Below are 23,081 nucleotides of genomic sequence, written 5' to 3' on the forward strand. Positions count from 1 at the left end.
AGGTTTACATGGCTGTAATGAGTAAATCGGCTTATGCCCGTCATTGTGGGGTGAGTCGCCAGACAGCTTATGACTGGGTAGCTAAGGGTGAAGTAGTGATGTCCGGTAACAAGATTGACGTTGAAGCTACTGAACAAATGCAGCATGGCAATGAGGATTCTGAGGGCAAGGACTACCTGGTCCTGTCTGCCTCACAGGTAATTGAATGGATTCATACCAATCAGGACAAGTTCCCTGCTGCGCAAAGCCAGGAAGAAGCGAAACAGTTGCTGGAAGCCGCCCAGTTAATTACATACGATATTGAGTACCTGTCTGCTGAAGACGGAGAAGAGGTTGTCAGGCTTTATCACGAACCCGACGATTGCGAGCACTATTTCCACGGCTTCCACCATCTGGGCAATGCCATAGGTTTCATACAAGATTTTATCTTGGCAGATTGCCTGAGGATGAAATTACGCGGGAAAGGAGACCATATAGATCCGGAATGGGGCCGATGGTCTCTGAAGGGGCTTAAGGCATTGTGTACGCCGACTTAAACAGATGAAGCTCGTTTAAAGCGCTTCCACTGATACATGGGTGAGGATGAAGGTTAGTGTTGAAGTGCGCACTGTAAACTAAATCCCCTGGGGCAGTATCATCTCAGAGCCGCCTCAATCAAAACGCCTCATCCAGAAATCCTACCTTCTGACTTTTACTATCGCGGCCTCTAGGCAAAATACGAGCCGAAGATGTACAGAATTATTAAGCTCAAGGACGGCGCTCATGAGAAAAGTGTCAAGTTGGTATGCAAAGAAATGCTAAGGTTTTATACGAAAATATGGAAAGCATAAAATGACCTGAAAATCATGGAGATACAGTGTTTAAGCACTTCAGGGGCAATTCTTTCATCATAAAATCCCATGATTTTTTCGCAAAAGTGTCAACCCGTAATGTTAAGAAATGTTAAGTTTTTTTTCGCGCGATAATGGAAAGTGTAAACCTCTTTACTTGCGGTACTAAAACTGGCTAGGGTTAGTTTTATTCGTTTAGAAAGTACCGAGGGGATCATTGTCAAACAGAGTAACTAGGGAGGTATAAAACAGTCATGTTCAGATTTGCTAATATTCAAACGAGATCATCAACTGTTACAGGGAAGTATAAGCCACCCTTATGAACTTTTGTTCTGAGCGTCTTGCGCTAGGTAAGTCAAGATGCTAGTGATCTCACCAATATATACTTTTCCTTTCTTAAACGATTGAACTTGTGAATAAAAGCTCCTGTCGCGCCTAGAAATACTAATCTATGAGGTAACCATGACTCCGCTACATCCTTGCCTATTCACTGTTTTTGCTTTGTCGTTGCCGAAGGGGTTGGGATTTGGTACAACCCCGCCAGTGAGGGCATGGATAAGTAGTAATGAGCTGACTATCGGTGTGCTTACACTGGATTCAATTAGTAGGAAATATGGTGTTCTTATAATGCGCCGTCGCGAGGATGATGTTTGGGCAGTATTGCGGAGGGATACAGATTCTTTTAGCGAAGAAGACATGTTAGAGATCATTCGAATATATTGCACGGAGCATGCTCATCGTGTTCCTTTGCCTTCAGGAGTCCGTAGACGACCGCCACTTTGGGATGTAAAAGGGCGCGAGCAAAGCGGTATTTTCAAGATGCTAGGACAGGACTTTAATTCGCGCGGTGCATGGATGCTAAACCAATTGTATCTTGCAATGCCTAACCCTGATCCTAACTGGGCAAGGGACTGTCAGACTGAGAATTTTCACACACGATTGTGGGAGGCTCAACTTCTAGGTAGTTTTCGTGAGCAGGGATTATTGGTGACTCAGGATTTCCCTTCACCAGATTTTCACGTTATGAATAAATTGGGAGGAGAGGCTTGGGTTGAAGCTGTAACAGTTAATCCAACCGTACGCTATGACCATGCAACTGCAGGGAAGCCTTCATTTCCTGAAGAGCGACGTGAAAGAGTTCTTGGAACAGCGATGGAACGTTTCGCTCGCACCTTGCGTAACAAATTAAGCAAGAACTATCCCGCGATGCCTAATGTCATTGGGAAACCTTTTGCCATTGCAATTGCGGACTTTCATGCGCCAGGGTCAATGATGTGGAGTCGTGAGGCTCTCATTTCCTACCTTTATGGGTTTTATGTTAAGGAATTGAAAAACGAAGGAAAAACTATCGCTGTGGCTGAACCTCTAGATAGTTTACTTTGCGATCATAAGATTCCAGGAGGTTTATTCTGCTCTGCCGAAAATAAATCTCTTTCAGCTATTATTTTTTCAAACGCAGCTACGATTGCCAAATTGAGCCGAGTTCCTATGTCTTTTGGCGGTAAAAGTGAAGAGTACCGCTATGTAAGGATAGGTGAATTTGCAGATGATAGCCCTGGTGCGCTGCGCGGTATTCCCTTTTGTTTGGATGTGAGCAGCGATGAATACCGAAGTTTATGGAAGCCATATAACTATGAACCATGGACTGCTGAAATAGAAGTATTCCATAATCCTAATGCGCAGCATCCTATTGATCCTGCTTTGTTTCCTGAAGCAACTCACTGGCTTCCAACCGAAAGTGGGATAGTCTGTAAGCGCTTCTTCAGCCACCAGATTCTCAAGAGCCGAACTTTGGTTCAAGCCACATCTAGGCCACTTCCAAACGTGGATTGTCTGGATTTCCGGGATACTTTTGACGCTGACGCAACAATGGAAAAGGGAAATATTTAAGCAAAATGGTAGTGTTGGAGTGATAATGACTCTTTTTACAATTGGTTTACAAGCCAAAGAAGATTCCATCTCTCTGTGTAAAAGTCTTTTTCGCCCTAACAAGGACTAATGCTACATCATCGGAACATTCGTCATACACCTATGAGAGATAAATTTTTTTGTAACTTATTGTTTATTAATTGTTTTTTTCTCATTCTGTACTGGGCTTCCTATGTGTTATGTCCTATGGAATATCAGCGATTACGCAAAATGAAGAATTAGCATTTTACGATAGGCAATCACCATGGTTATATGCGATTATTGATGCTAGTAGATGTTTATAGACTGTAAAGTAAAGAGGGTTTTCTATGGCAAGCGTAATAGACGCCGCAAAGTATATACTTGAAAAAACTGGCGAAATTACAGCAATGAAGCTGCAGAAACTCGCATACTATAGCCAAGCATGGGCTTTAGTGTGGGATGAGGAAGAGATTTTCCCAGAAGACTTTGAAGCTTGGGCAAATGGGCCTGTAAACAAGTGCCTATACGCTAGGCATCGTGGCTTGTTTAAAGTTGATCAATCAGTTTTTAGCGATGGTGATACGTCGAAATTAAGCGAAAATCAACGAGACACGATAGACAAAGTTTTGGAGTTTTATGGGGATAAAACCGCACAGTGGCTTAGTAATTTAACGCATAAAGAAGCTCCCTGGCTTGAAGCCAGAGGCGAATTAAAGCCAATGGCTTCTTGTTCTACAGCCATAACCAAAGCATCCATGGCTGAGTATTATTCATCTCTGTAAATGACCAAAAAACTAACACGTGAAGAAAGAAAGCAAGCTAGGGCTGATAAAAAGAAGATAAAATCAGTAAGGCTTGCTGCTGCCCATCAAGAATCATTTATTTCCACTACGCCCAAAATTGCTTTCCTTCCTGATTTACAAAAAACGCCGATTATTGGCTCTGCTATCGGTTCGCTTGAAGTCCCCAAACAACCAGTAACAAATCATACCGGTTCTCGCTATGGTTTAAAGATGACTTGGTGCGCAAGGCATGCTGATTGCATTGGTCATTGGAGCTGGCGCTCGGGTGATGAGTTGCACGAGCCCAGAGCATGGGGAGGTGATGAATGGTTGGATCCAATTACTCATAACATGAATCACCTTGAAGGAATGGACTGGTCAGAGATTGAAAACATGATTTCTGACTCAGGTCTCCGCATGCATCACGGGCATGATATAACTGATTTATGTAATGATGCCATTGATAGATGGCTTAGCCTAGGATATGAACAATTTGAAACGATATTCCGATTTAGATTAGGTAATACTAAAAGGGCTTGGGGTATTGAGCTACAAGGCCACTTTTATCTAATTTGGTACGAAAGAGAGCATAACATCTTCCCTGTATAGCTCTGCTTCGAATGTCTCTCACAGTCGTTTCCACACAATAAATATATCTCATGCTTTTCATGCCTTTGTCTAAAAACCAAGCTGCGTTAAAACTTCTACTATGATTCGGGCATTTCCGAAGCCGTCATTTAACGTCATGGACCATGAACGCCACCACATCCGTTTCATTGTAGGTGGGGGAAGGTCGATTCATGCTGGTGGCGTTTATCGAATGATCCCTTGCCGTGAAGCGGATAAGCTATCAGGACGCATCGAACTGTGGCACATCAATTTTACCTGTTACCCATTCGCCTCTATCCGGTTCAAAGTTGCTTAGTATATCTTTCTTGCTGCGGAACATTCTCGCGCTGATTACCTGTTGTGGGGAAGATCTAGCATACAACGAGCGGGTTGAAGAGAAAGCCCTAACAATCTGATATGCTGTATGAATTACATACAGATTTCTGATGCGGAAAATCATATGGGGGTATTTTTGGGGGTGCCCGTAAAGATGTTGTAATAAAAATACTAATTAAAACATGATGTTATTTATCATGTATCGTTCCTGTTATCGCACCATCTTTAAACGTAGTCTTCCGACTATCTAATAAACAACATTTGTCCCTTGTGCATCAGCCATTTTGTTCCTCTGACAGCCCCGACAAACCATCACACATCTCCTGCAACTCATTAAACATCCTTGCCACATGGAAGCCATCGCACACCGAATGATGGACCTGCACCGCGAGCGGTAACAACACTTTTCCATCCTGTTCGTAGTATTTTCCAAACGTGAACATAGGCGAAAAGAAGTTCTTCATATGCGCAATGTTCATCGTAAAGTTCGTAAACGTTACCCACGGAATAGACGACACGAAAAAGACATTTTCCCGGGACTCTTCCTTAGGCCAGTAAGAAAGGCTATTACCATAGCGGGCCGTATCTTCAGCATACGTGTTCTGGAAGTGATGAATATTGCCGTCATAGTGGCTCCACAATGACGAAAACGTCTCCGTTTCGGGGTGGAAAATGGTGTAGCTGGGATGAACTTCATTCCATATGACAAGCTCATTGTCCTTCATGGCCATACGGAACTCAGGATGCCGGTTCATAATGTTAGACAGGAGAAAAATGATCGTCGGGTAAAACTTCCAGCCCACCGCTTTGATATGTTTTCGCAGCGCGGTAATGTCGATGAGAACGGTTTGGTTAATTGTGCATTCAGCAAATGACTGGAAGACTTCAAAATGCTCCTTCCTTGGCCAACGAGATAAATCAACAGGCGTATACTCCGGGGTTGTTTTTTTCATTGTTTAACCTTTGATTATCAACCGTCTACATGATTTTGGGCCAGAAAAAACCGCACAACCATTTCAACCGTATCTAATCTTTCTGTCAATCTCAGCCTGTGGTTTTCCGAACAGGTATCCCTGCACGAGATCGCAGCCAAGCGCCTGAAGACGTTCAAGCTGTGCTTCGGTTTCAACACCCTCTGCAATGACCCGCATATTGAGGCTCTTCGCCATGCCGGTAATCAATTTAACGATATTAAGGGCATCATCCTGCGTGGATATCGGATTCACAAAGGATTTATCTATCTTAATTTTATCAAAATTAAGTTCACTCAGTCGTGAGAGCGAGGAATATCCCGTTCCGAAATCATCGATGGAAATTTTGACACCCAGTGCCCGGAGCTTTTTGAGAATAGTGATCGGCATGTTGCTGTCACTGAAGAGCGAAGACTCTGTTACCTCTAACTCGAGTCGGTTGGCCGGTAGCCCCGTCTCTTTCAGGATGGACTGCACCATCGTAGTAAACGATTTTGTGCCTAACTGAACGGGTGAGACGTTCACCGAGATCCTGGCCGGCACCGCCCAGGACACCGCTTCCCGGCAGGCCATCTCAAGCACCGACTTGCCGATCTCATTGATCATTCCCGTTTTTTCAGCGACGGAAATAAAATAATCTGGCGCAAGTATCCCTTTCACCGGGTGTATCCAGCGAATAAGCGCTTCATAGCCGTAAATTTCATTGCTGAATGAATCGACAATAGGCTGGTAATACACAACGAATTCATTGTGATCGATCGCCAGAGCCATATCATGTTCAAGGGTCCTGCTTTCCTGCAGTCTTTGCAGCATCCACTGCCGGAAGACTTTGATCTGCTGCGAACCTTCTTTTTTCGCCTCGTAGAGCGCCAGATCGGCAAATTTATAAAGATAATCAGAGCGTCGTTCATTATCAGATAAAACAATGCCCACGCAGGTGGCAATTTTTATCAGCTGGTTATTAATCGTATAGGGCTGGCTGATATGATCGCTGATTTCTTTGGCGCGCGAAACGGCGGCGGTTTCCGTGAGTCCGCTGGAGAGAAGGGCGAATTCATCGCCGCCCAAGCGGTAAAACGTATCCGTTGCGCTGCTCATTGAGGTCAGCCGTCGGGATACCTGATTCAGCAGCAAATCTCCCGTATCATGGCCATAGGTATCGTTGACCTCTTTGAAGCGGTCTAAATCAAATAACATTACGGTGACGGGGACGTGGTTTTTATCTGCCTGAAGATTAATTTTGTTGAGATCGTCCCAGAAGAAAAGGCGGTTTTTCATGCCGGTGAGGGAGTCATGATAAACATCATACTCCAGCTTCGAGTTCTGAATTTGCAGTTTTTCTTTTGATATTTGAAGTTCATCAGCCAGGCTTTTAACCTGCATGTGTGCTTTCAGAATGTTTTTATTCTGGTAGATCATTAAGAAGCCAAGAATAAAGCTTAAAATCACCAGAAGCAAAGAAAGTGCGGAATAAATATAATACAGGATTTGTATTTTGTTGTTGGATTCATTAACAGTATTAATATCTTTCGTTAATGCCGTTGCAGACAGCTGGCTGAGCGGTGCGTCGAGCTCATGCATATTTGTCAGGTACGCCTGTAACTCCGGATGGCTCATTTTTTCAAGATGACTATCCAGATAGGCCAGTATTTTTTCTAAGCGTAAAGCGAGCTCCTGATGCGTTTTATCGCTATCAATGTAGCGACCTAAATCGCCCCCCTTCATTAAATCGCCCTGACTGAGCATAATTTCGAGGCGCATGCGGACCTGGTCTATCGTAACGTCATCAGTATCGGTTGCGTATAGACCAAGCCATGATTCAAAACGGTAATACTCTGATACCAGTTGTGCCACGGACCAGGACTCAGTGTATTGAGTCAGTTTTTGCAATTCCTGCTGTCGATCATAAACAAGGTATGCAATATATCCTGTCGTGATAAAAAGAGAAAAAATGATACCAACCAGTATCCTGTTCATTATGTTCTCCTGAACGGCTACTCAATCTTCATTTTGCTTACCTGCCATGCTGATCGTGAGTAATAAATCTGATTATTCAACTCAGGAAGACTGTCATAGGGGTATACAATGAACGATGGGCCTTTATCGCGGATGCGCATATATTCGCCATTGACCTTTAAGGCAAGGATGGCGTTGTATTTTTTAAAGTCGCTGAGAGGGATGACGGTTGAGTAATCATTGAGCGCAATAACATTCACGTTCGTACCTTTTGCACCCACATAATCCATGAGCTTGCTCATGGGGACACCCTCAAACTTCGTACGACCGTTATACCAGGGAGAGGTCGTCTCGAAACTCACTACTCCGAGTTTTTCAAGGCTGGCGAGATCAAACACTGCTTTTCCATTTTCGTTGGTATTTTCTATATTACCGTAAATCGTTAAAATGGGTTTACCAACTGGTTTTGGCAGGTCGCCAGCCCAGGTTACACTTTGTACCAGACAGCATAACAGCAGTAGGGTTAATCGCATTTTGACCTCCACCTTTTTAACAGAAGTATAAGAATTATAATTTAGATATCACACGAGTTGATATATTTTGTTGGGGAGTAGGGGGTTTTATCGTTTTTATTGATGTAAAGCTATTTTAATCAATGAGTTATGTGTTACGGGTGTCAGGATGTTTGATACGCGAGCGACGCTTAACTTTTTGATAAAAGCTAAAATTGCGGGCATAAATGCTCTTCTGTTTAAAAAATAATCGTTTTAATTGAGAGATATTATCTTCCACGATAATTGTGGGGTGTCCATGGCTTTTTGGCGCGCGGAATTTAGCGGCTAAATACGCGCCCCGGTTGTGTGGCTGTTTCAGGATGGCGATGATAAGCGAGGACACGAACATTCTGATTGTGCGTGTCCCCTGGCGCTTGCCTTACTTCAGGTCATCCCGGATGGCTGACGCCGGCTTACCCCCTTTCGCCATGCTGGCAAACACTGCGTCCCGGTAGATCCACGCATGAACGAGTGCGGCGGAGAGATGGACCAGCACCACGGCAAAAAGCAATTTTGCCAGAAGGCTATGGGCGTCGTGACACCAGGCAAAGAGTGCCGGACTGGTCGGGACAATTGCCGGCAGGTTGACACCATCAAACATGACAATTGGCAGGCCCGCTGCCGACAGTTGCGCCCAGCCCAGCAGCGGCATTGCCAGCATTAACCCATACAGCATCCAGTGTGATGCCTTTGCGGCAAGCACCTGCCAGACGGGCAAATCGGCAGGAAGTGGGGGCGTGCGGCTCAGGAGCCGGTTGACCAGACGAACCAGTGCCAGCAGTAAAATGGCGATCCCCAGCGGCCGGTGGAGGTCGATTAGCCAAATCCGGTGATGTAACGACGTCATCATCGCGGCACCGATGAACAGCATGGCAAGGATCATCACCGCCATCAGCCAGTGCAGGCTTCGCGCCAGGGTATTGAAATGCTGCGGCGCGTGCTCTCGCCTGTCTTTATTTGAGCTCATTTTACCTCCTGCTTTTGCACGGCTTCGGTGGCCTTGCCGTAGCCGATTTCCCGTTCACGGCGGCTGAAAGAGTGGGAGTAGGCCGCGGAGCGGGCGTTTAAGATGGGATCATCAGACACCGCAACGCCTGCAGGAACGACAGAAGGGTCAAAGTTAACGTCGCGGCACGCGCCTGTGGATTGTGCTTCGACGCGCGTCACTTCCAGCGTACCGGCCACCATCTTTTTGCGATCGTCTGGCCATGGCTGGGAAGGGTCATCCACCGGATCGCCCGGCTGTGCGAGCTGCAAAACGTAATCCCAGTAGAGTGGCTTCTGCGCCAGGCGCTGACGCAGGTTTTCGAACAGGAAGTTGTCATCGGCTTTCTGTCGTTGCTCATTGCTTATCGACAGGAAAGGCTCGTGTGGACGCATCATCCAGCGAACGGCTTGACGTTCCCCCTGCGCGTTCACAAGGTAAAAGGCGTTAATGCTGTAAAAGGTTGCGCCCGCGAAGCTGCCGGGGGCGGGTTTTTGTGCCGCCCATTTAAGGTATTTCTCCGCCTCCGGGTACGCTTTTAAAAAGTCTTTGAGACGCTGCGGATCCGGTTTCCCGGTGGCCGCATCAACGGCCGTGGCTTTTCGCAAGGCCAGAAAACCTTCCGGGCTGTGCGTGGCGAAGAAAGGCTCGTTGTTCATCGCCATTCGCCATTGTTGCCTGTCATCTGTCTTTAGCAGTAGCGCCATGCTCAGGGTTTTGGTCGTACTATCCGGTGCATGCGGATCGCCGGTACCAATAGAGAATCTACCCACTACGGGCACTTCCTGCTGTGAGAAGAGGCGGGAGATTGAAAGGGAATCCGCCGAGCCGTTTGGCGTAAAGGTGCCGGCAAAGCAGATGCCTTTTCCATGCGCGCGGCGAAAACCCGGCGGGAAGGGTTTCGGTGTTTCACCCACCAGTGCCTGGCTGACCGTGCGTGACCCAAGCCAGCCCGCCGTCCATGCAAAAGCAGATGCCAGCGTACCGGCGACAACGGCGATCGCTGCCAGCGCGCCCCAGGTTTTTTTGGACCTCAAATCCAGTTTCGACATAGACGTTTTTCCAGAACAAAATATCTTCACCTGTCATGCGCAACGTATTGTGCGTGACAGGTGTTAATACAGTGGCGAATATGGCTCGAGTATAGGAACTAAGGGGCGTAAAGAAAGAATATCACGAAAAGTTTAAACCTTTCCGCTGTCAAAAAGACCGGGTTACTCATCGTGTCGGAAGTTGTGACCGAGTCGGTGACCCAGCGAGAAATAGTGGCGAAACAGATAATAGAGGGGGTTCCATTTCTCCACATTAAATTTTACTCCTCTCTGAGTATGAATTAATAATGCCTCAGATATGTGGACGCAGGTTATTGTGGCATCAACGGACACCAGGTTCCCCTGCGAACCGGTCAGGGGCGCTATCCCGCCAACCTTAGCCTCTATTTGTACAGGACACTCTTTAATTCTCAACGAGTTAATCGTCACCGCCTTTTCCTTATGGAAATTCCCGCAGCTAAATTTGTCCTGTTCAAAAACATATCCCATCTTTTTCTTCCATTCCGGTGGCGATGCTTTTCCCGTTTTATTTGCGATAGCTTCAATATTCTGCCAGAGCCTGCTGTCCGGGATGTTCAGAACAATATCGGGGTTACCTGTGATATTTTCATAACATTTTCCAGAGGTGCCAAGCCCGAACACGATATTCCGGTCAAGGATCCACCACGACGAGACCGGGCTTAGGTTGGTTGAACCGTCAGGATTTTGGCTGGAGATAATGGCGACCGGTGTACCAAAATATAAAGAAGCAAAATCGACCTGCTGGGTTTTCATTTTATCATCCTCTGATTAACGAAGGCCCAGTCTACGTTGTGCAAACGTGCGTTACTTCGGTGAAGCGCGAAGTAAAACGCGCCTCACGGAATTTCCAGGAGCGCAATGTTAACCACTTCTTTCTGAGCAGGGGGAAGACATCACGTTCAGCCTTTAAGGAAATAAGAACGTGTGAAATTATGAGCCCATATATGCAGGTCTCCTGGTTTACTTGCCCTTATTTTTGTAAAGCATCGAGACGCAAGCGCCACAAATCATAGCGTTCTTCTCCGGGTTTAACGGCTCCCGCGAAGTGGTCATTGAGGCGACTCGAGGTAAATACCAGGTCTCCGTTCGGACGGATTGCCGGCGTGTCTGGCCAGCGCACCTCTTCGCTTGCCGCAATCAGCGACATGGAATGGGTTTCAGGATCGTATCTGACGATACCATTGCGTGTGACATCGGTAATGTAGAGGTTACCTTTTACATCTGTCACCATTCCGTCGGTGTTGCCCCCCACGCGACCCAGATCGCGGATCTGCCCGGCAATTTGCGCATTGGTTGACGCAGGCTGCCTCAGTATCGCAGTTGGTACCGCATAGGCGTGCGTGCCGGTTGTCACCGTCCAGTACAGCGTGCCCGCATCGGGTGAAAGCGCAATACCATTGATACCAATCAGTAATGGTTTACCAGGCCAGACTTCAACCCCGTGCGAGACGACGTTTACGCCTGGCTCAATCTGCAGCGCAGGATGACGATCGAGCACGCGCCGGGCTGTACCGGTAGCGAAATCGACGATAATTAGTCCCACCTGGTTTTCAGGCGCACTCCGCGAGCCGCTGTCGGAGATATAGGCGACACGGCGGTTCTCATCGACCACCACATCATTAAGAAAGCTGGCCTTGCGGTCCGCTACGTCGTCCAGGGCGATACGTTTGATGGTGCGGCCAGAGCGGAGATCCAGTACGACCAGTTTCTGCGCCCCCACGGGGGACTCTGTTTCGCCTGCAACAAACCCCATGTCCAGCGCCCATAGCCAGCCGTTTTTACGGTCAATATAAAAACCGAGCACGTTGCGCAGGCTCTGAGCCGGATCGGTGTTCACCGCATTCCCCTCGCGGGAGGGAAACGCCGTCAGGCGGGCAGGGCCAGACTGCGCCGTCGTATCCAGAGTGCTTAACGTGGCGGGTGCTGCGGCGGAAACCAGCCGGGGCGTGCTGACAAAGGCCCGGTCCATTGCATCAAAGTGGATACCTGCAATAGGGGCATTGACCGAACCGGAAAACGTCGCAGGTATCTTTCCGTCTTGAGCGGTATCCCAGCTCACACCGGCGTAGCTTCGCCAGCGCTCCAGAGGCGGGTGGTTCGCCGCGTTGACAATACTCGAGAAAGGGAACAACGCCGCCATTGCGATGGCGGGCAGAATATGGGGACGGTTGAACATTGACAGGCTCCAGTGGAACGTTCAGGTGATGAATGCTGGCCACTTTACTCATTGCCCAACGGGAGATAAATTAGCCAAATTGAAAAACATTTGTTCCTGAGAGAGCAAAATGAGCCGGAAATTCGATTACCTTGGCGACGTTGAAGTCTTCATTGCTGTGGTTGAGCACGGATCATTTACTGCCGCAGCGGTTGCCCTTTCAACCACCCCTTCGGTACTGAGCCGCGCGGTCACCCGTCTGGAAGCGCGTCTTGGACGGCAGCTATTACAGCGCACGACCCGCCGGGTGGGGCTGACTGAAGCCGGACGCGTCTATCTTGAGCAGGCTCGCTCAGCGTTTTCTCTGCTCGATGACGCCGAACGCGTTGGCCGGGGTCAGGAGGGCGATCTGACCGGTCGCGTGAGAATGAGTGTCCCGACCACCTATGCCCATTACCGCCTGCCGCCGCTGCTGGCGCACTATAATCAACGCTACCCACGCGTACAGGTGGAGCTGAACATTACCAATCGCAACGTTGACCTGATCGCTGAGGGGTTCGATCTGGCGATCCGTCTGGGACAGTTGCCTGACAGTGGACTTGTGGCGCGTAAGCTGGAAGACGCGGCATTGCTTCTGGTCGCCTCTCCGGACTACCTGCATCGGAGAGGAAAGCCTCAGACGCTGGAAGAGCTGCAGCGCCATCAGTGCCTGCCGTTTATCATGCCGCGCACCGGGCGTATCGCCCCCTGGGTATTTCATGACGAAGGGCGCGATATTGACTGGATGCCGGGCTCAACTATCGAAATATCAGACGATGTACTCGGCGTGGTTTCGCTGGCGGAGCAGGGGATGGGGATCTGCCAGAGCTATGAATTTATCGTTCGCGATAGAATACAGGGCGGCCAGTTAGTTGAGGTGCTGCCGCACCTTCGGGGACGATCGCGACCTTTCTCCGTGCTGTTTGCCCCACACCGACGTCAGTCAGCAGCCACCCGGGCAATGATTGACCTTCTGACCCGACAAGAATGACAAGGATGTGTCCACCATGAAAAAAGCGCGTTTTTCCTTTTGGATCCCTCTCATCGCGGGCGGGATAGCACTGATATCGGCTTTTGTGGTCTGGTCAGTCAACATTTACCGCGTGACATACCTTTCGATCCGCGGGGAACAGTACCTTGCCTGTGGGGCGTTGCTGCTGGCGCTGGTGCCGATGGTCTCTTTCATCAGAAAGGGGAGACTGAAAGTTAAGCGCCTTGCTGACGCGGTAAAAATCTACCTCGGCTTCTTTATCTGCAGCCTGCCGGTTGCCATGTTCGTGGTCTTTACAACGGCCTGGCTGCTGGAGGGGAACTATTCGGCCTGGAGCAAACCTTACCGGTATGAATCCAGTACCCGCCACACCTGCTCGGGTGCGGAAGTCTACGAGCCGGAATTAAAGAAAGAGATCCGCATCTGTAACCCGCAGGGTAACGTTTATTCCGATACCACCCTGTATGTGGAAAAGCGGAGCAATGCCTTGGGGATTGTCGTGCTCTGGGCTATCACGCGCGCCTGAACCGGGGAAAGTCAGGGCGCGAGAATAAGCGTCAGCCCGCCTCAAGCATCCCAAAACTCACAATCCGCGCGCGTCCCAGCTCTTTTGCCCGGTACAAGGCCACATCCGCGGCGCGCAGCAGGTTGTCGGTCTGGGCATGTTGTGGGTAGCTGGCAATGCCAATCGACACGTCCACCGGCCCAATCTCGGTGAGCCCGTAGCGAATCGAAAGCTCATGCACGCCGGTGTAAATCTTCTGCGCGCAGGCGTACGCTTCTGCTTCATCGGCACCGGAAAGCAGCACCAGAAACTCCTCGCCGCCGTAGCGGAATGCCAGCCCGTTGTCATGTGCGGCCCGCTGAACAATTGACGCCACGCTTTTGATCACCAGATCGCCCGCTTCATGGCCGAACCGATCGTTAATGCTCTTGAAGTGGTCGATATCAATCATCATGCAGCTTAACGGTACGCCAGTGCGTATCGCCTGTGCCGTTTGGGTTTGCAGGGTATCTTCCAGATGATGACGGTTACGCAGGCCGGTGAGCGGGTCAAACAACGCTTTTTCCAGCAACGCGTCGCGCAGACGCTGGTTGGCCAACGCCAGCCCAAGCGCCTCGGCCATCAGCTCCAGATACGCGCGGGAAGGGGCATTATCCGCCGTGATATTCTGGAAGGAGAGCAGGCCAATGGCCTCACCCTGAGCGATAAGCGGCACGCAAAGCGCGCTTTCCGCCTGGGATGCCGGAAGATGATAACAGGCAATATCCGGCTCGCCGTTCACCGGCGGGTGACTCTGCCCGCGACGCACGGCCCAGCACTCGTCCGGGTGGAACGTCGTCTCTTCACCAATCGGCGAAAGCCATTGCGCGACGCAGCGCATCTGCCACGGCTCGCGGTCAAGGACGTAGAGCCGGCCCGCGATCCCCGGCGCGATATTGGGGGCAAACAGCTCCGCCACGTTAATCACATCGTTAAAGTTCTCACACCCCTGCAGCCGCTGGGTCATGCGCGCCAGCAGTTCGCGGATAGCCCAGTCGGCATCGCGCTCTTTTTCCAGACGCTGCCGCGCCAGGCCGTTTTCACGGAAGATGCTAATGGCCTGAGCCATATCGCCTATCTCATCGATCTGGTTGAAATTGGGCGTTTCAACCGCGTAATCCTGGGATGCCAGGCGGTGCACCACGTCGCTCAGGCGCACCACGGGGCGCAGCACGCGGCGCTTTAATATAAAGCCGAGCACAAACAGGAACAGCAGGGCGGTCAGGCCGACCGTCAGCTCAGAGGCGGTACGCAGCGCTTTCGATTTTTTTGTCGCATCTTTTACGGAGCCGATAACGCGCTTGTCGAGTATCTGGCGAAAGTGATCGATCTGATTCTGCGCGCGATCCAGCTCCTGCTCATAGGGCTGACCATAGAGCAAGGCAACGGCCTGGGCGTCTTCACCGCGTTCCAGGCTGGCGAGGGCGGTTTGCTGTTCGTCCTGCAGCTCATCGATGATTTTTATGCCTTCGCGCAGCAGGGAGAGCTCATCATCCGATGCGCCGTTGTCCCGCAGTTTTTCCAGCCGTATCTCAATGTTCTTAAGGTTATTCTCTGACTGATTGTATTCCTTTAACGTCTGCGGATCTTTTTTGATTACATAGAGGCGTGCTAAATCGGACTGTGCCCAGGCGTCTGTCTCAACATCCTCTGTGAGCTGATCAAATCGCTGTCGTTGTTCAACGGCTTGACGCTCTGCCATGTCAGCATTGGATGCCAACAGCATGATAATGCCGGAGGCGATGGTCAGGCAGACCGTGGCACCATAGGCCCAGTTTGTTATCGTCGCGATTCGCACCAGATGATCCTTTTACGACATGAGTAGGATGGCGTTCTTCAAATTATAGAAAACGTTTGATTTAAGGCGTAAAAAAAAGGCGGCACAGTGCCGCCTGGTGTGGTCTTTATCGTCACGTCCTTACAAATCTGGAGGATTTTTTCCTTCTTCGATGAAATCCGCGTCCAGCTCTTCGGCGTTGCCTTCGTGATCGCGCCCTGAAAAGAGGTTCCAGCAGGCGATAAACAGCGCGGCGATGAGCGGCCCGATCACAAAGCCGTTAATGCCGTACAGCTCCATGCCGCCGAGGGTGGAGATCAGAATCAGGTAGTCCGGCATTTTGGTGTCTTTCCCCACCAGCAGCGGGCGCAGGATGTTGTCCACCAGCCCGACGATAATCACGAAGAAGCCGACAATAAACAGCCCCTGCCAGATCTGGTGCGTGGCGAACAAGAAGATAGCGGCGGGCACCCAGACAATCGCTGAGCCGATGGCGGGCACTAGGGAAAGGAACGCCATCAGTGCGCCCCAGAGCACGCTGCCGTCGATACCGGCAATTGCAAAGGCAATCCCGCCGAGGATGCCCTGAACCACGGCCACCGCCGCCGTCCCTTTTACCGTGGCGCGTGACACGCCGACGAATTTGGCGAACAGATGCTGCTTGGCAAAATCGGACAGGGGCAGGGAATCGAGGATCTGGCGTACCAGATACGGGCCGTCTTTCAGCAGGAAGAACAGCAGATACAGCATGATGCCGAAGCTAATCGCAAAGCCAAACGTCCCCTTGCCGATCAGGAACGCGCTGCCCGCCAGATACTGTCCGCCCTGCAGGGCGACATCGGAGAGTTTTTTCTGGATCTGCGCCGCATTGGTCAGGTTGTGATCCGCCAGGAAGCCGCTGGCCCAGTCAGGCAGGTGGTTGAAGATGCTCGCCACCACTTCCGGGAACTGGGTGTTGTTCTCCTGCAGTTTGGTGTAAACCACATTCAGCTCAATGGCGAGCGAGGAGAGGATCACCATCAGCGGAATAAAGACGATCAGGCAGATAATACCGATGGTCAACAGCGAGGCCAGCCCGTTGCGCTCCCCCAGCGCGGTGCGCAGCTTGTTTTTTACCGGGTTGAAGATGACGGTCAGAATGGCGGCCCACAGTATCGCGGAGAAGTAGGGCGACAGCACGTCGAAGAAGGCCCAGGTCACAAGGGCGAGAATGAAAATAAAGAAACCTTTAGTCAGTCCGTTAAAGCGCATCAGTCAGTCCTGGTTACTAAGAAACTGTGACGACTATAGAACCGATTGTGAGAATTACCAACCTTGCACCGGGTGGCGGCTGCGCCTTACCCGTCCTGCGGGCAGTGTTACGGTATGACTTCGCGCTTTACGGATACCACTTTCGACTGACCGAAGATCGCCTTTTCCCGCACCATGCTGTAAGTATCTGCTTGCGGAGGTGCTTATGGCCTGGCGTCCGATTCTCTATGTCATCCTCACAACCCATCCCAGACTCAGTGCGCGGCGCGCCCGTTTGCGTCTGGTCATCTAGCTTTTTATTAACAATCGCGGTATAACACACCTTCTTTGGATGTTTAGATGTCCATACGTATAGAAGGTAATATGCAAACACAACAAGAAAATGGGCAGCTTAAGCGCACCATGAAAACACGCCACCTGATCATGCTCTCGCTGGGTGGCGTGATTGGGACAGGGTTATTCTTTAATACCGGCTACATCATTTCCACAACCGGGGCGGCGGGCACGCTGCTGGCCTACCTGATCGGCGCGCTGGTGGTCTGGCTGGTGATGCAGTGTCTGGGGGAGCTCTCCGTGGCGATGCCGGAAACCGGCGCGTTCCACGTCTATGCTGCCCGCTATCTTGGCCCGGCGACGGGCTACACCGTGGCGTGGCTTTACTGGCTCACCTGGACGGTGGCGCTCGGGTCGAGCTTTACCGCCGCGGGCTTCTGCATGCAGTACTGGTTCCCGCAGGTGCCCGTCTGGGCGTGGTGCGTGGTCTTCTGCGTGGTGATTTTTGGCCTGAACGTCATCTCAACGCGCTTCTTTGCGGAGGGTGAGTTCTGGTTCTCCCTGGTGAAAGTCATCACCATCATCGCCTTCATTATTCTTGGCGGCGCGGCGGTCTTTGGCTTTATCCCGATGCAGGATGGTTCACCCGCGCCGGGCTTAAGCAACATCACCGCCGAGGGCTGGTTCCCGCACGGCGGCCTGCCGATCCTGATGACCATGGTGGCGGTGAACTTTGCCTTCTCCGGGACCGAACTCATCGGTATCGCCGCAGGAGAAACGGAAAATCCGCACAAGGTGATTCCGGTCGCGATCCGTACCACCATTGCGCGCCTGATTATCTGCTTTATCGGCACCGTGTTTGTGCTGGCGGCGCTGATCCCGATGCAGCAGGCGGGCGTGGAAAAGAGCCCGTTCGTGCTGGTGTTTGAAAAGGTCGGTATTCCTTACGCAGCGGATATCTTTAACTTTGTGATCCTGACGGCGATCCTCTCAGCGGCGAACTCGGGGCTGTACGCCTCCGGGCGCATGCTGTGGTCGCTTTCTAATGAGAAAACGCTCCCGCGCTGTTTTGCCCGCGTAAATAAAAACGGCGTGCCGCTGACGGCGCTGTCGGTTTCTATGCTCGGCGGCGTGCTGGCGCTGTTCTCAAGCGTCGTGGCGCCTGACACGGTGTTTGTCGCGCTCTCGGCGATTTCTGGCTTTGCGGTGGTGGCCGTCTGGATCAGCATCTGCGCGTCGCACTTCGTTTTCCGTCGTCGCCATCTGAAGTCCGGGCAGCCGCTCTCTGCGCTGCAGTACCGCGCGCCGTGGTATCCGCTGGTACCGGTGCTCGGTTTTATCCTCTGCGTGGTGGCTTGTGTCGGCCTGTGGTTTGACCCAAGCCAGCGCATTGCCCTTTATTGCGGGATTCCGTTTGTCGCCCTGTGTTATGGTGCCTACTATCTGACCCGAAATATGACATCGCAGGAGCCCGAACATGTCGCAGAATAATCCGCTTACCGCCCTCCTTGAAAAGCAGCCGTTTGTGGTGCTGGATGGCGCGATGGCGACGGAGCTGGAAGCGCGCGGCTGCAACCTGGCAGACAGCCTCTGGTCTGCCAAAGTGCTGATGGAAAACCCGGAGCTTATCCGCGAAGTGCATCTTGATTATTACCGCGCAGGTGCGCAGGTGGCGATCACCGCCAGCTATCAGGCCACGCCTGCGGGTTTTGCGGCGCGCGGCCTGGACGAGGCGCAGTCCCGGGCGCTGATTGGCAAAAGCGTGGAGCTGGCGCGTAAGGCGCGTGAAGCGTATCTGGCTGAAAATCCGCATGCGGGCACGCTGCTGGTGGCGGGATCCGTTGGACCGTATGGAGCCTATCTGGCGGATGGCTCAGAGTATCGCGGCGACTACGTGCGCAGTGCGGAAGCCTTCACCGACTTCCACCGTCCGCGCGTGGAAGCGCTGCTGGATGCGGGCGCTGACCTGCTGGCCTGCGAAACGCTGCCGTCTTTTGCCGAGATTAAGGCGCTGGCGGCCCTTCTGGCCGAGTATCCCCGCGCCCGGGCGTGGTTCTCCTTTACCCTGCGTGACAGCGAACACCTGAGCGACGGCACGCCGCTGCATGACGTGGTCAGCGTGCTGGCCAACTCTCCGCATATCGTCGCGCTGGGCATTAACTGTATCGCGCTGGAAAACACCACGGCGGCACTGAAGCACCTGCAAAGCCTGACGCCGCTACCGCTGGTGGTCTACCCGAACTCGGGCGAGCATTATGATGCGGTGACCAAAACCTGGCACCACCACGGCGAAGCGTGCGAGACGCTGGCGGGGTATCTGCCCCAGTGGCTGGACGCCGGCGCGAAGCTGATTGGCGGCTGCTGTCGCACTACGCCGAAGGATATTGCTGAGCTTAACGCGAAGCGCTGAGTTTTTTGCCGGGTGGCGGCTGCGCCTTACCCGGCCTACGGATCGCACAGCGCAGCGCCACCCGGCATAAACAAACGCACAAAACCAACTATCCTTTCCCGCTTTTTATCTAAAAACGAATCGTTATGAGCGATTCATTTTTATTCCTTTATCAAAATTCTCGCGTTGGAAATACTGCCCTCATAACAACAAGGGGAGCAGGTACTATGGCAATTTCATCGCGAATCACACTACTCGGCGCACTGGCGCTGTGGGCATTTCAGGCGCAGGCGGTGGACGTCACCGTCGCGTATCAAACTTCTGCGGAACCGGCGAAAGTCGCGCAGGCGGATAACACCCTTGCCAAAGAGAGCGGCGCGAAAGTTGACTGGCGCAAGTTCGACAGCGGCGCGTCCGTGGTGCGTGCGTTAGCCTCCGGCGACGTGCAGATCGGCAATATTGGCTCCAGCCCGCTGGCGGTCGCGGCCAGCCAGCAGGTGCCGATTGAGGTGTTCCTGCTCGCCTCGCAGCTCGGTAACTCTGAAGCGCTGGTGGTGAAGAAAAACATCACCAAACCGGAAGACCTGATCGGCAAACGCATCGCCGTGCCGTTTATCTCCACCACCCACTACAGCCTGCTGGCGGCGCTCAAACACTGGGGCATCAAGCCGGGGCAGGTACAAATTATTAACCTCCAGCCGCCGGCGATTATCGCGGCCTGGCAGCGCGGCGACATTGACGGGGCCTATGTGTGGGCACCGGCCGTGAACGAACTGGAAAAAGACGGCACCGTGCTGACCGACTCCGAAAAAGTGGGCCAGTGGGGCGCGCCAACGCTCGACGTGTGGGTCGTGCGTAAAGACTTCGCCGAGAAACATCCTGAGGTGGTGAAAGCCTTCGCGAAAAGCGCGATTGACGCCCAGCAGCCGTACATCAGTAACCCGGATGAATGGCTGAAGCAGCCCGCCAACCTGGAAAAACTCTCCCGCCTGAGCGGCGTACCGGAAGCGGACGTACCGGGGCTGGTGAAGGGCAATACCTATCTGACCCCCGCGCAGCAGGTGCAGCAGCTGACCGGGCCGGTAAACAAAGCGATTGTTGATACCGCCACCTTCCTGAAAGAGCAGGGCAAAGTGCCCGCGGTAGCGACGGATTACAGTCAGTACGTGACCGATCGTTTTGTGAAATAAGGAGTCCGCCATGCTGAATATTACAAATCTGTCTGCTGATTACGGTGGCAAACCCGCGCTGGAGGAGATCAACCTGACGCTGGACAGCGGTGAACTGCTGGTGGTGCTGGGTCCGTCCGGATGCGGAAAAACCACGCTGCTGAATCTGATCGCCGGGTTTGTCCCTTATCAGCATGGCTCCATTCAACTGGAAGGCAAAAAGGTGGAAGGCCCCGGCGCCGAGCGCGGCGTGGTCTTCCAGAATGAAGGCCTGCTCCCATGGCGCAACGTGCAGGAAAACGTGGCGTTTGGGCTGCAGCTTGCGGGCATCAATCGTGAACAGCGGCTGGAAACGGCGCGGGCGATGCTGAAAAAAGTGGGGCTGGAAGGCGCGGAAAAACGCTATATCTGGCAGCTTTCCGGCGGCCAGCGACAGCGTGTCGGGATTGCCCGCGCGCTGGCAGCGAATCCGCAGCTGTTGCTGTTGGACGAGCCGTTCGGGGCGCTCGACGCCTTCACCCGCGAGCAGATGCAAACCCTGCTGTTGCGCCTCTGGCATGAGACGGGCAAGCAGGTGTTGTTGATTACCCACGATATCGAAGAGGCGGTGTTTATGGCCACCGAGCTGGTGCTGCTCTCGCCGGGGCCGGGCCGCGTGCTGGAGCGCTTGCCGCTGGAATTCGCCCGCCGCTACGTCGCGGGGGAACCCGTGCGCAGCATCAAATCCGATCCGCTGTTTATCGAACAGCGTGAGTACGTTTTAAGCCGCGTGTTTGAACAGCGGGAGGCCTTCTCATGAGCATCGTCTTCAGTGAAAAAACGCGCCGCACGCGTCTGGCGCTGCGCTGGCCTTTCTCACGTCAAATCACGTTGAGCGTCGGCACGCTGCTGGTACTGCTGGCGGTGTGGTGGGCAGTTGCTGCCCTGCAGTGGGTCAGCCCGCTGTTTCTGCCGCCGCCGGGACAGGTGCTAGCCAAACTCATTACCATCGCCGGGCCGCAGGGCTTTATGGATGCCACGCTCTGGCAGCACTTAGGTGCCAGCCTGGCGCGTATTCTGGTGGCGCTGCTGGCGGCGGTGATTATCGGCATTCCCGTGGGGATTGCGATGGGGCTGAGCCCGACGGTGCGTGGCATCCTCGACCCGCTGATTGAGCTTTACCGCCCGGTCCCGCCGCTGGCCTATCTGCCGCTGATGGTGATTTGGTTCGGCATCGGTGAAACGTCAAAAATCCTGCTGATCTATCTGGCGATTTTTGCCCCGGTTGCCATGTCTGCGCTGGCGGGCGTGAAGAGCGCCCAGCAGGTGCGGATCTGCGCGGCGCAGTCGCTGGGAGCCAGCCGTACGCAGGTGCTGCTGTTCGTGATTTTACCGGGCGCACTGCCGGAGATTTTAACCGGGCTGCGCATCGGCCTTGGCGTGGGCTGGTCCACGCTGGTGGCGGCGGAGCTGATTGCGGCCACGCGCGGCCTTGGGTTTATGGTGCAGTCGGCGGGAGAGTTCCTGGCGACTGACGTGGTGCTGGCAGGGATCGCGGTGATCGCCGCGATCGCCTTCGGATTAGAACTGGGGCTGCGCGCGTTACAGCGCCGTCTGACGCCCTGGCATGGAGAAATACAATGAGTGAACGTCTGACTATCACCCCGCTGGGGCCGTACATTGGTGCACAGGTGTCGGGCCTGGATGTGACCCGTCCGCTGAGCGATAACCAGTTTGAGCAACTGTACCACGCGGTGCTGCGCCATCAGGTGGTGTTCCTGCGCGAGCAGGCGATCACCCCGCAGCAGCAGCGCGCGCTGGCCCTGCGCTTTGGCGATCTGCATATCCACCCGGTCTATCCGCATGCGGAAGGGGTGGAGGAGATTATCGTCCTCGACACCCACAACGATAACCCGCCGGATAACGATAACTGGCATACCGATGTGACCTTTATCGACACGCCGCCTGCGGGGGCGATTCTGGCGGCGAAACGGCTGCCGGAGACGGGGGGCGATACGCTGTGGGCCAGCGGGATTGCGGCGTATGAGGCGCTCTCCGCGCCGCTTCGGACGCTGCTGAGCGGGTTGCGGGCGGAGCACGACTTCAAAAAATCGTTCCCGGAGTACAAGTACCGTAAAACGGAAGAGGAACATCAGCGCTGGCAGGAGGCTGTGGCGAAACATCCTCCGCTGCTGCACCCGGTGGTGCGGACCCATCCGGTGACGGGCAAACAGGCGCTGTTTGTGAACGAAGGGTTCACCACGCGCATCGTTGACGTGACGGAAAAAGAGAGTGAGGCGCTGTTAGGTTTCCTGTTTGCGCATATCACCAAACCGGAGTTCCAGGTGCGCTGGCGCTGGCAGGAGAACGATCTGGCGATCTGGGATAACCGCGTAACGCAGCATTATGCCAATGCGGACTATCTGCCGCAGCGCCGGATTATGCAGCGGGCGACGATTTTGGGCGATAAGCCGTTTTATCGTCCTTAACCCGTCGCTCCCGTAGGCCGGGTAAGCGCAGCGCCACCC

The 23,081-nt window shown here is 52.8% G+C and carries 21 protein-coding genes; 12 read left to right on the forward strand and 9 right to left on the reverse strand.

Annotated features, from left to right (window positions below; genetic code table 11):
* Nucleotides 1–8: 8 nt before the first annotated feature.
* The 4 genes from ACMWJS_RS20890 (at nucleotide 9) to ACMWJS_RS20905 (ending at nucleotide 4,111) form a co-directional block, all read left to right on the forward strand.
* The gene (locus ACMWJS_RS20890) at nucleotides 9–536 is read left to right on the forward strand and encodes a hypothetical protein (RefSeq protein ID WP_414747498.1); all 528 of its coding nucleotides are present in this window, start codon (nucleotides 9–11) and stop codon (nucleotides 534–536) included.
* Nucleotides 537–1,457: 921 nt separating this feature from the next.
* Nucleotides 1,458–2,720: a hypothetical protein gene (locus ACMWJS_RS20895; RefSeq protein ID WP_414747499.1), complete on the forward strand. Its 1,263-nt coding sequence runs from the start codon at nucleotides 1,458–1,460 to the stop codon at nucleotides 2,718–2,720.
* A 347-nt stretch (nucleotides 2,721–3,067) separates the two neighbouring features.
* A complete protein-coding gene (locus tag ACMWJS_RS20900) occupies nucleotides 3,068–3,502 on the forward strand; it encodes a Panacea domain-containing protein (protein WP_279260316.1) in 435 nt (144 codons plus the stop codon).
* The gene (locus tag ACMWJS_RS20905; protein ID WP_414747500.1) at nucleotides 3,503–4,111 is read left to right on the forward strand and encodes a hypothetical protein; all 609 of its coding nucleotides are present in this window, start codon (nucleotides 3,503–3,505) and stop codon (nucleotides 4,109–4,111) included. It abuts the gene before it with no gap.
* Nucleotides 4,112–4,722: 611 nt separating this feature from the next.
* Here ACMWJS_RS20905 and catA read toward each other — a convergent pair.
* The 7 genes from catA to ACMWJS_RS20940 form a co-directional block, all read right to left on the reverse strand.
* A complete protein-coding gene (catA, locus tag ACMWJS_RS20910) occupies nucleotides 4,723–5,400 on the reverse strand; it encodes a type A chloramphenicol O-acetyltransferase (RefSeq protein ID WP_414747501.1) in 678 nt (225 codons plus the stop codon).
* 63 nt (nucleotides 5,401–5,463) lie between these two features.
* Nucleotides 5,464–7,395, reverse strand: a complete 1,932-nt coding sequence (locus tag ACMWJS_RS20915; protein ID WP_196352014.1) for a putative bifunctional diguanylate cyclase/phosphodiesterase — start codon at nucleotides 7,393–7,395, stop codon at nucleotides 5,464–5,466.
* Nucleotides 7,396–7,412: 17 nt separating this feature from the next.
* A complete protein-coding gene (locus tag ACMWJS_RS20920) occupies nucleotides 7,413–7,907 on the reverse strand; it encodes a molybdopterin-dependent oxidoreductase (protein WP_024909477.1) in 495 nt (164 codons plus the stop codon).
* A gap of 400 nt (nucleotides 7,908–8,307) precedes the next feature.
* Complete coding sequence (locus ACMWJS_RS20925; protein ID WP_063620898.1) at nucleotides 8,308–8,895, reverse strand: cytochrome b; 588 nt, start codon at nucleotides 8,893–8,895, stop codon at nucleotides 8,308–8,310.
* Entirely contained in the window at nucleotides 8,892–9,965 is a 1,074-nt protein-coding gene (locus ACMWJS_RS20930) for a catalase family peroxidase (protein WP_414747502.1), read from the reverse strand. The genes ACMWJS_RS20925 and ACMWJS_RS20930 overlap by 4 nt, the downstream gene beginning before the upstream one ends.
* A 162-nt stretch (nucleotides 9,966–10,127) precedes the next feature.
* Nucleotides 10,128–10,739, reverse strand: a complete 612-nt coding sequence (locus tag ACMWJS_RS20935; RefSeq protein WP_414747503.1) for a flavin reductase family protein — start codon at nucleotides 10,737–10,739, stop codon at nucleotides 10,128–10,130.
* 217 nt (nucleotides 10,740–10,956) lie between these two features.
* Nucleotides 10,957–12,162, reverse strand: a complete 1,206-nt coding sequence (locus ACMWJS_RS20940) for an L-dopachrome tautomerase-related protein (RefSeq protein ID WP_414747504.1) — start codon at nucleotides 12,160–12,162, stop codon at nucleotides 10,957–10,959.
* Nucleotides 12,163–12,271: 109 nt separating this feature from the next.
* On the opposite strand from ACMWJS_RS20940, the gene ACMWJS_RS20945 reads away from it, so the two are divergent.
* Both ACMWJS_RS20945 and ACMWJS_RS20950 read left to right on the forward strand, forming a co-directional pair.
* The gene (locus ACMWJS_RS20945; protein WP_048225822.1) at nucleotides 12,272–13,171 is read left to right on the forward strand and encodes a LysR family transcriptional regulator; all 900 of its coding nucleotides are present in this window, start codon (nucleotides 12,272–12,274) and stop codon (nucleotides 13,169–13,171) included.
* 16 nt (nucleotides 13,172–13,187) lie between these two features.
* Nucleotides 13,188–13,697 (forward strand): hypothetical protein, encoded by a 510-nt coding sequence (locus ACMWJS_RS20950; protein WP_414747505.1) that lies wholly within the window; start codon nucleotides 13,188–13,190, stop codon nucleotides 13,695–13,697.
* Between the two features lie 31 nt (nucleotides 13,698–13,728).
* On the opposite strand, the gene ACMWJS_RS20955 is transcribed toward ACMWJS_RS20950, so the two are convergent.
* Both ACMWJS_RS20955 and ACMWJS_RS20960 read right to left on the reverse strand, forming a co-directional pair.
* Nucleotides 13,729–15,513 carry a diguanylate cyclase gene (locus ACMWJS_RS20955; protein ID WP_414747506.1) on the reverse strand — a complete coding sequence of 595 codons (1,785 nt, stop codon included), beginning with the start codon at nucleotides 15,511–15,513 and terminating at the stop codon, nucleotides 13,729–13,731.
* Between the two features lie 120 nt (nucleotides 15,514–15,633).
* A complete protein-coding gene (locus ACMWJS_RS20960; protein WP_048030055.1) occupies nucleotides 15,634–16,743 on the reverse strand; it encodes an AI-2E family transporter in 1,110 nt (369 codons plus the stop codon).
* A 363-nt stretch (nucleotides 16,744–17,106) separates the two neighbouring features.
* Between ACMWJS_RS20960 and mmuP the strand changes: the two genes are divergently transcribed.
* From mmuP to tauD, 6 genes are all read left to right on the forward strand, one after another.
* The gene (gene mmuP, locus ACMWJS_RS20965) at nucleotides 17,107–18,507 is read left to right on the forward strand and encodes an S-methylmethionine permease (protein ID WP_414747507.1); all 1,401 of its coding nucleotides are present in this window, start codon (nucleotides 17,107–17,109) and stop codon (nucleotides 18,505–18,507) included.
* Nucleotides 18,494–19,426: a homocysteine S-methyltransferase gene (gene mmuM, locus ACMWJS_RS20970; protein ID WP_414747508.1), complete on the forward strand. Its 933-nt coding sequence runs from the start codon at nucleotides 18,494–18,496 to the stop codon at nucleotides 19,424–19,426. The genes mmuP and mmuM overlap by 14 nt, the downstream gene beginning before the upstream one ends.
* Nucleotides 19,427–19,632: 206 nt before the next feature.
* Entirely contained in the window at nucleotides 19,633–20,595 is a 963-nt protein-coding gene (gene tauA / locus ACMWJS_RS20975; protein ID WP_414747509.1) for a taurine ABC transporter substrate-binding protein, read from the forward strand.
* Nucleotides 20,596–20,605: 10 nt separating this feature from the next.
* Nucleotides 20,606–21,373: a taurine ABC transporter ATP-binding subunit gene (tauB, locus tag ACMWJS_RS20980; protein ID WP_045909819.1), complete on the forward strand. Its 768-nt coding sequence runs from the start codon at nucleotides 20,606–20,608 to the stop codon at nucleotides 21,371–21,373.
* Nucleotides 21,370–22,197: a taurine ABC transporter permease TauC gene (tauC, locus tag ACMWJS_RS20985; RefSeq protein ID WP_414747510.1), complete on the forward strand. Its 828-nt coding sequence runs from the start codon at nucleotides 21,370–21,372 to the stop codon at nucleotides 22,195–22,197. The genes tauB and tauC overlap by 4 nt, the downstream gene beginning before the upstream one ends.
* The gene (gene tauD / locus ACMWJS_RS20990) at nucleotides 22,194–23,042 is read left to right on the forward strand and encodes a taurine dioxygenase (protein WP_045909818.1); all 849 of its coding nucleotides are present in this window, start codon (nucleotides 22,194–22,196) and stop codon (nucleotides 23,040–23,042) included. The genes tauC and tauD overlap by 4 nt, the downstream gene beginning before the upstream one ends.
* Nucleotides 23,043–23,081 lie beyond the last annotated feature (39 nt).

It is taken from the genome of Enterobacter sp. HK-058-C-ECC (assembly GCF_047531125.1).
Classification (GTDB): Bacteria; Pseudomonadota; Gammaproteobacteria; order Enterobacterales; family Enterobacteriaceae; genus Enterobacter; species Enterobacter quasiroggenkampii.

What these genes read in the sequence shown, in the direction of transcription:
- mmuM (WP_414747508.1), top strand. Translation starts at nt 18,494, where the DNA reads ATGTCGCAGAATAATCCGCTTACCGCCCTCCTTGAAAAGCAGCCGTTT.
- ACMWJS_RS20935 (WP_414747503.1), bottom strand. Translation starts at nt 10,739, where the DNA reads ATGAAAACCCAGCAGGTCGATTTTGCTTCTTTATATTTTGGTACACCG.
- ACMWJS_RS20895 (WP_414747499.1), top strand. Translation starts at nt 1,458, where the DNA reads ATGCGCCGTCGCGAGGATGATGTTTGGGCAGTATTGCGGAGGGATACA.
- ACMWJS_RS20950 (WP_414747505.1), top strand. Translation starts at nt 13,188, where the DNA reads ATGAAAAAAGCGCGTTTTTCCTTTTGGATCCCTCTCATCGCGGGCGGG.
- ACMWJS_RS20930 (WP_414747502.1), bottom strand. Translation starts at nt 9,965, where the DNA reads ATGTCGAAACTGGATTTGAGGTCCAAAAAAACCTGGGGCGCGCTGGCA.
- ACMWJS_RS20960 (WP_048030055.1), bottom strand. Translation starts at nt 16,743, where the DNA reads ATGCGCTTTAACGGACTGACTAAAGGTTTCTTTATTTTCATTCTCGCC.
- ACMWJS_RS20915 (WP_196352014.1), bottom strand. Translation starts at nt 7,395, where the DNA reads ATGAACAGGATACTGGTTGGTATCATTTTTTCTCTTTTTATCACGACA.
- tauD (WP_045909818.1), top strand. Translation starts at nt 22,194, where the DNA reads ATGAGTGAACGTCTGACTATCACCCCGCTGGGGCCGTACATTGGTGCA.
- tauB (WP_045909819.1), top strand. Translation starts at nt 20,606, where the DNA reads ATGCTGAATATTACAAATCTGTCTGCTGATTACGGTGGCAAACCCGCG.
- ACMWJS_RS20890 (WP_414747498.1), top strand. Translation starts at nt 9, where the DNA reads ATGGCTGTAATGAGTAAATCGGCTTATGCCCGTCATTGTGGGGTGAGT.
- mmuP (WP_414747507.1), top strand. Translation starts at nt 17,107, where the DNA reads ATGCAAACACAACAAGAAAATGGGCAGCTTAAGCGCACCATGAAAACA.
- tauC (WP_414747510.1), top strand. Translation starts at nt 21,370, where the DNA reads ATGAGCATCGTCTTCAGTGAAAAAACGCGCCGCACGCGTCTGGCGCTG.
- tauA (WP_414747509.1), top strand. Translation starts at nt 19,633, where the DNA reads ATGGCAATTTCATCGCGAATCACACTACTCGGCGCACTGGCGCTGTGG.
- ACMWJS_RS20925 (WP_063620898.1), bottom strand. Translation starts at nt 8,895, where the DNA reads ATGAGCTCAAATAAAGACAGGCGAGAGCACGCGCCGCAGCATTTCAAT.
- ACMWJS_RS20920 (WP_024909477.1), bottom strand. Translation starts at nt 7,907, where the DNA reads ATGCGATTAACCCTACTGCTGTTATGCTGTCTGGTACAAAGTGTAACC.
- ACMWJS_RS20900 (WP_279260316.1), top strand. Translation starts at nt 3,068, where the DNA reads ATGGCAAGCGTAATAGACGCCGCAAAGTATATACTTGAAAAAACTGGC.
- ACMWJS_RS20940 (WP_414747504.1), bottom strand. Translation starts at nt 12,162, where the DNA reads ATGTTCAACCGTCCCCATATTCTGCCCGCCATCGCAATGGCGGCGTTG.
- ACMWJS_RS20905 (WP_414747500.1), top strand. Translation starts at nt 3,503, where the DNA reads ATGACCAAAAAACTAACACGTGAAGAAAGAAAGCAAGCTAGGGCTGAT.
- catA (WP_414747501.1), bottom strand. Translation starts at nt 5,400, where the DNA reads ATGAAAAAAACAACCCCGGAGTATACGCCTGTTGATTTATCTCGTTGG.
- ACMWJS_RS20945 (WP_048225822.1), top strand. Translation starts at nt 12,272, where the DNA reads ATGAGCCGGAAATTCGATTACCTTGGCGACGTTGAAGTCTTCATTGCT.